We start from the raw sequence: 6,165 nt of genomic DNA, 5'->3' as shown, positions 1-6,165 counted from the left end.
AATGGTGGGCGTGACAGGGATTGAACCTGTGACCCCTACGATGTCAACGTAGTGCTCTCCCGCTGAGCTACACGCCCATTCATTGATGTTGCATACACCATATAGAATGCCAAACGTCAATGCCTAATTTTATTTTCTCTTTCAACAGATGCAAATAACTTTAAAAAATACTTTTTAAGCAGCGATAAGGATCTTTTCAACTTCATTGACGAGTTCACGTAAGTGAAATGGCTTAGAGAGAACCTTTGCATCAGGAGGGGCATCACTATTTGAATTGAGTGCTACCGCTGCAAAGCCTGTAATGAACATTACTCGTAAATCAGGGTCAATTTCAGTAGCACGTCGTGCAAGTTCGATTCCGTCCATCTCTGGCATCACAATATCAGTCAGGAGAAGGGAAAATGGCTCTTCTTGTAAACGTTCATATGCGCTAATACCATTATCGAAATCGGCGACTTCGTAGCCTGCACGTTCTAAGGCTTTTACGAGAAAGCGACGCATATCGTTATCATCTTCTGCGAGCAGGATTCGTTTCATGATTATGTTCCAATGGCTCCATTTGTCAGAGTTTTGCCGCATCAATTATACAATATAGAGTATTTAGAAAAAAGATGGTAAAATGCTCATAATTGAAATGAATGGCAAAATGGTTAATTCTTACATTCTGATTTACAATACAGCATATTCGTTGTGAGTTGGTTAAATTCGAAATATATGTGATTTTGAAAAAAGAAGGGGGGCTCTAAAACTTCTAGGATGATTCATTGCTATCTTTTCTTTTAAATTTGCTGATTATTATCAGAATTCCATTAAAAAAATTATGAAAACCATTATTGTAGGGACTTCCTATATCGAGAAATTAAAAGAATATTATGTTAATTTATTGTTTTTAAAAAGTTCTCCTAAGAAATAGAAATTTTATAGTTATTTGTTTTTATAGAGATTTGTAATAAATATTATAAATGCGCTTTATTTTCAGTTTTTCCTTAAATAGATGAAAAGTATTATTTTTCTAGATATAATATTAAATGAGTATTATTATAACAAATAAAAAATAGTATTTTGATGCTTTATTTGTAAATATGTATCATGTTATATTAAGATAGATTTATTATTTATATAAATAGTTTTTTTATTAAGTTATTTTTTATGATGTAAAATAATATTTTTTAATGTAATGATATACTTTGTATATTAGTTTTTTATTAGAATGCGTGGTGAATATTTAGGTCATGGTTTTCCTGTAAAGGCTAGAAAACAAATCATATGAGTGGTTGGAAAGAAAAATCTATTATATTTAAAAGTGTTTGTAGATCCAATGCTCGTAGAAATTTTCTTTTTTGATGGGGCGGAGTGGAAATTAAGGTTTAGTTATTTTACAGATACATTATCGGGAATAAAGGCATCAAATGCAGCCAAAAATTGTTTTTTATAATCTTCGTTAACCATAATTGTATCCAGTTCAGCGCCTGTAATAGTAATACTTTCTGTTAGACGTGTGTGTTGGCATAATTGCCGCACTTCAATGTTGTTTGCAATATTGTTTTGATTGGCAAGAATAAAGAGTGTTGGGATTCGTAAATTTCCATGAAGTACATTTCTCTTCATAGAATCAATCGTATTAAATACTGAAGCCATCCATTGGGATGTTGGGGGCTTAATGGAAGGGAGCGGCACTTTATGTATGTGTCCCAATTGTATATTTTTTTGTTTTGTCTTGTTTAATTTTTTCCCATTTTTCACTGGTATAAAGCCAAGACCTATATCAGAAAGAAATTGTGTTAATTTATGTTGAAAACTATTCGTTTTATTTCCGAATGGAGCAAAAAGGGGAGAAACACAGAGTAATCTATTAAACTGATGATTAATGAGATCTAATCCGCTAAGTGCTATCAATCCACCTATGCCATAGGCGAGCATAGAGTAAGGCGGCGGACAATTAGGATAAACAATATTTTTAAAAAATTTATATAAGTCATTAATATCATTATTTATATCAAAACAATGATGTCGGCTTTGTTTTCTTATCTTGAAGGATGTTTTTTCTTGATCAAAGCAGTCAAATATTGCTGTATGAAAACCGCGTTTAGAAATTTCATTTATTAATAAAAAATATTTTTCTAAAGTATTTGCGTAGCTTTTGAGAATAACAATTGTTCCCTTAGATTTTTCCACCTCAGGATATGTTATAGCAAAACGAATTTCATGATCTATTGCTATTTTAAGAGTATCATGATGGATATTAAGAGAAGTGGAACCCCAGTCTATGGGATAAAGAGGTGTTTCCAATTGAAATCCTTTACAGTGTATTTGTCGCTTAGTGCTTTGACATTTATGTAATGAAGAAAGAGGATTTAAAAAGGGGTATATTGCTTTTTAGATAGTTTTTATCAATTTAGGTCCCAAAGAGTTGAAATAAAGAAAAACGATTACTAGATAATATAGTGTGGTTGCCATGATGGGGCCGCAGGTTCACAAGTAAGTTTGCCATTTGGGAACTTTGTGAATCAATTATAAATTATAGTCGCTCTAGAGGAGGGCAATATTATGCGTCAAGTAGACTTTTCACCATTTTATCGTTCCACAGTAGGTTTTGATCATCTTTTTAATTGGTTTGATTCTAGAACCCAACCAGATGAAGTTTCTTCTTATCCCCCTTATAATATTGAACGTTTAACTGAAGATTCTTATAGAATTTCTATGGCTGTTGCTGGTTTTTCTCAAGATGAAATTGATATTGAAACACATTGTAACCAGCTGATCGTTAAAGGAGACAGAAAGCCTGAAAATGATGCTGAAGAACGAGAGTTTCTTTATCGAGGTATTGCTTCGCGTGCTTTTGAACGGCGTTTTCATTTGGCTGATCATGTTAAGGTTATTGGGGCAGAACTTGGAGATGGGCTTCTTCATATTCAGCTTAAAAGGGAAATGCCAGCTGAATTAAAACCAAAAAAGATAACCGTACAGATGTCACCATCCATTACAAAAAATGATAACAGCGACGTTATTGTGTAAAGAAAATTTAGAAAATATGAGATCGGATAATTATAAATTTTTCTGAAGAATAAAAAACGCGAGGCAAAAGGTCTCGCGTTTCGTATGTGTTTTCCTAAGAACGAAGCGCATTTTAATAAAACAGCTTATCTCAAATTTATGATAAAATATCACTGCACATTATTTTACGTTGAAGAAAAAGTTCATGTGTGTGCAATTAAAATGCGTAATAATCCACTTTTTAAGTAAGCTTATTTTATAGCATTTTAAAAATGGTCGGAGCGGCGGGATTTGAACCCACGACCCCTTGACCCCCAGTCAAGTGCGCTACCAAGCTGCGCTACGCTCCGAGTTCGTGTAAAACGATTAAATGACTGTTTCTTTAAAGGCAAGAGAAAAAATAAACAGAATAAAATCTAAAATGCTCTTGCACTTAGAGCTTTTGAAAGTAAAAATTTTGGACATCAATATTTTGTTGTTAATTCAAGATAAATAACGAATTTGTAAAATTCTTTGTGATCATTAAATTTTTAGCTCTATAGTTAATAGATGTATGCATTTAATTACTTTTGAGATTGTGAGGAGGGGGTAAGATTGGTGACTTTAGGGGTATGAATTGGAGCAAATGAGTGCGGAAGGTATATTTTTTCTTACCTAATCGTTACTTTTCTAAAAAGATAAAGATTTTCAAAAGAAGAGGAGTGAATGTATGGTTTTGAAAAGTTTTCGTTTTTTTAGAGTTTTATAGACGAGGTATTTTCATTTTATGTGGATAAAAAATTGTAAGTTCTGGATTGTATAATCACAAATCTCATTTTACGGGTATGTATTTTTATCCAAATAAACAAGATCAGAATGCTTTAATTTATATTTCGTTTTTTTTCTAAAATATCAGATAAAATATTATAGAGGAAAAACTTTCAAAGTGTCTATTGGACTAAGAAAAGAGTAAAGGATGAGCCGTTTTTCGGTAATAAATTTGACGCAAGCAGCAGTGGATCGTGTTAAAGCGATTATGGATGAAAAAGATGCACAGGGTATTCTTGTTGGTATCAAAAAAGGTGGTTGTGCAGGGATGGAGTATACAATTACTCTTGTCAAAGAAAAGGGGATAGATGCGGATGTTGTTGAAGTGAATGGTGCCCGTGTTTTTGTAGCACATGATGCGGTATTATTTTTATTAGGGACGCAGATGGATTATGAAGTGACAACGCTGCGGTCTGGTTTTGTCTTTAAAAATCCTAATCAAGTTTCAGCATGCGGGTGTGGAGAATCGGTGGAACTTCGTCCTGCTACGCAGGATCAATATAAAACAAATTGAACTAAGCTAAATTATAATTTAGTAATTTTAGAGGCGCTTGTTCTTTTAGGTAGAAGAAATCTACTATTTTTTATCGTTCATTTTTAGCTTGCTTCCAAAGTGCTTCCATTTCATTCAAGGATGCGTCAGTAAGTGTTTTAGATTGAGTGGATAGCTTTTCTTCAATATAGGCGAAACGATTTCGAAATTTTATATTCGTTTTTTTTAATGCTTTTTGTGAATCAATCGCTAAGTGGCGCGCGAGATTAAGGAGTATAAAGTAGAGATCTCCAAACTCTGCTTCTATCTCTGAGTTTTGTTTATTTTTGATGGCTTCTTTGAGCTCTTCCAGTTCTTCTTCTATTTTTTCAAAAACTTTATCACTTTTTTGCCAATCAAAGCCTACTTTAGCTGCTGCTTCTTGTAAAGCAAGTGCCTCTTGGTTTGCTGGCTGGATTTGTTTTACTGTTGCGAGTATGCTTGTGGAGGAATTGTTGTTTTTTTCTTCGCACATTCTTTTTTGTTCAGCCTGTTCTCTGATTTTTATATATTCCCACTCCTCTTTTATAATCCCCCGTTCTTTTTGCACAGCATTTCCAAAAACATGAGGATGGCGCCGAATCATTTTTTCCGTAATTGCATAAACAACATCTTCAAAAGTAAAACTGCCTTCTTCCTGTGCAATAGTAGCATGATAGACAACTTGTAAAAGAAGATCACCAAGTTCTTCACAGAGATTCCTTCGGTTTTTTTGTTCAATGGCATTGATGACTTCGTAAACTTCTTCAAGCATATAGGGTATGAGAGATTCAAAAGTTTGTTTTTTATGCCATATACAACCACTATCAGGATTGCGTAATGCAGTGATAATTGCGGTGAGATCTTTGATATCTTTTGAGGCTAACATTTTGCACTTCCTTTGTAAGCAATAGAGCTTATGTTAGATGTCCCAACGTCTATGTAACCACATCCATTGTCCAGGATATTCACGGACCCAAGTTTCAACAATATCATTTAATTTTTGCGTAGAAGCCGCTATATCGATATCATTTTTTTCATCACGTGGAAGTTCTACATGTTCATATAACTCTAAACGATGACGTCCTCCAGGTAGACGAATACAACGTGCTGGATAAATATCACAGTCATATTGTCGAGCAAGTTTTATAATTAAGGGGTTTGTTTTAAGAGGTCTGTTAAAAAATGTTCCCATGATACCGCGGCGAAATTTTTGATCAACGAGCATACCAACATTTTCACCTTCTTCTAATTTGGCTGCTAATGCCCATGCGGCACCGGCCTTGGAGGGAACAAGATGTCCCATAGAAGTTTGTCGTGCTTTAAGGATTCGTTTGGCAACATAGGGATTATTGGGTGGTCTAAATAATACCGTAACATTAAGATCAAAACTTTGTGCACAAATAGGCAGAAGTTCAAAATTGCCAGTATGTGCGGTGAAAAAAATATGTGGTTTTTTTTCATTTTTTAATCGCTCAAATATTTCAATGCCTTTAACCTCAATGAAACCTGGCTTGTCTGCATGAGGATCAAAATCAAAAATTTTATCAAGAAAAATATATTCAGCGAGGAAACGTCCTATATTTTCCCACATTTCTATTGCAATCGCACGGAGTTCTTGCTCTGTTTTTTCTGGATATGCACTCCTAAGGTTTGCAAGTGTGATTTGATGACGATGGATAAGGGGACCAATTTTTTTTGCTAACCAAGCAAAAAAAGAAATTCCCATTTTGGCTGGAAAACACTTTAGAATAAATAAAGAACCAAAGAGTAGATATGCCCATAACAAATAGGATATTTTTTTAGCTATAATTTTAATATGATATATGAGATTTTTAAGAGAAAGCTTCATC

The 6,165-nt window shown here is 33.8% G+C and carries 6 protein-coding genes and 2 tRNA genes; 2 read left to right on the top strand and 6 right to left on the bottom strand.

All coding sequences use genetic code 11. From position 1 onward, the window contains the following. Positions 1-2: 2 nt before the first annotated feature. The 3 genes from ACFIO3_RS00980 to ACFIO3_RS00970 form a co-directional block, all read right to left on the bottom strand. Positions 3-77: transfer RNA gene (locus tag ACFIO3_RS00980), tRNA-Val, on the bottom strand. Between the two features lie 97 nt (positions 78-174). Then, positions 175-537: a cell cycle two-component system response regulator CpdR gene (cpdR, locus tag ACFIO3_RS00975; protein WP_005773448.1), complete on the bottom strand. Its 363-nt coding sequence runs from the start codon at positions 535-537 to the stop codon at positions 175-177. A gap of 834 nt (positions 538-1,371) precedes the next feature. Further along, entirely contained in the window at positions 1,372-2,289 is a 918-nt protein-coding gene (locus ACFIO3_RS00970; protein WP_375609380.1) for a serine aminopeptidase domain-containing protein, read from the bottom strand. Positions 2,290-2,547: 258 nt separating this feature from the next. Here ACFIO3_RS00970 and ACFIO3_RS00965 point away from each other — a divergent pair, with 258 nt between their 5' ends. Then, positions 2,548-3,015: an Hsp20 family protein gene (locus tag ACFIO3_RS00965; RefSeq protein WP_375607095.1), complete on the top strand. Its 468-nt coding sequence runs from the start codon at positions 2,548-2,550 to the stop codon at positions 3,013-3,015. A 252-nt stretch (positions 3,016-3,267) separates the two neighbouring features. Here ACFIO3_RS00965 and ACFIO3_RS00960 read toward each other — a convergent pair. Next, positions 3,268-3,344 (bottom strand) — tRNA-Pro (locus ACFIO3_RS00960). A gap of 605 nt (positions 3,345-3,949) precedes the next feature. Here ACFIO3_RS00960 and ACFIO3_RS00955 point away from each other — a divergent pair. After that, a complete protein-coding gene (locus ACFIO3_RS00955) occupies positions 3,950-4,315 on the top strand; it encodes an iron-sulfur cluster assembly accessory protein (protein ID WP_375607096.1) in 366 nt (121 codons plus the stop codon). Positions 4,316-4,385: 70 nt separating this feature from the next. Here ACFIO3_RS00955 and mazG read toward each other — a convergent pair whose 3' ends face one another. Beyond that, positions 4,386-5,201: a nucleoside triphosphate pyrophosphohydrolase gene (mazG, locus tag ACFIO3_RS00950; protein ID WP_375607097.1), complete on the bottom strand. Its 816-nt coding sequence runs from the start codon at positions 5,199-5,201 to the stop codon at positions 4,386-4,388. 33 nt (positions 5,202-5,234) lie between these two features. Next, on the bottom strand, positions 5,235-6,164 hold the full coding sequence (locus ACFIO3_RS00945; protein WP_375608336.1) for a lipid A biosynthesis lauroyl acyltransferase: 930 nt from the start codon (positions 6,162-6,164) through the stop codon (positions 5,235-5,237). Position 6,165 lies beyond the last annotated feature (1 nt).

It is taken from the genome of Bartonella sp. AD328YNZD (genome assembly GCF_042196425.1).
This window is presented reverse-complemented; position numbering and strand designations above follow the sequence as displayed.

Excerpts from the sequence above, each read along its gene's own strand:
- cpdR (WP_005773448.1), bottom strand. The coding sequence starts at position 537 with ATGAAACGAATCCTGCTCGCAGAAGATGATAACGATATGCGTCGCTTT.
- ACFIO3_RS00965 (WP_375607095.1), top strand. The coding sequence starts at position 2,548 with ATGCGTCAAGTAGACTTTTCACCATTTTATCGTTCCACAGTAGGTTTT.
- ACFIO3_RS00955 (WP_375607096.1), top strand. The coding sequence starts at position 3,950 with ATGAGCCGTTTTTCGGTAATAAATTTGACGCAAGCAGCAGTGGATCGT.
- mazG (WP_375607097.1), bottom strand. The coding sequence starts at position 5,201 with ATGTTAGCCTCAAAAGATATCAAAGATCTCACCGCAATTATCACTGCA.
- ACFIO3_RS00945 (WP_375608336.1), bottom strand. The coding sequence starts at position 6,164 with ATGAAGCTTTCTCTTAAAAATCTCATATATCATATTAAAATTATAGCT.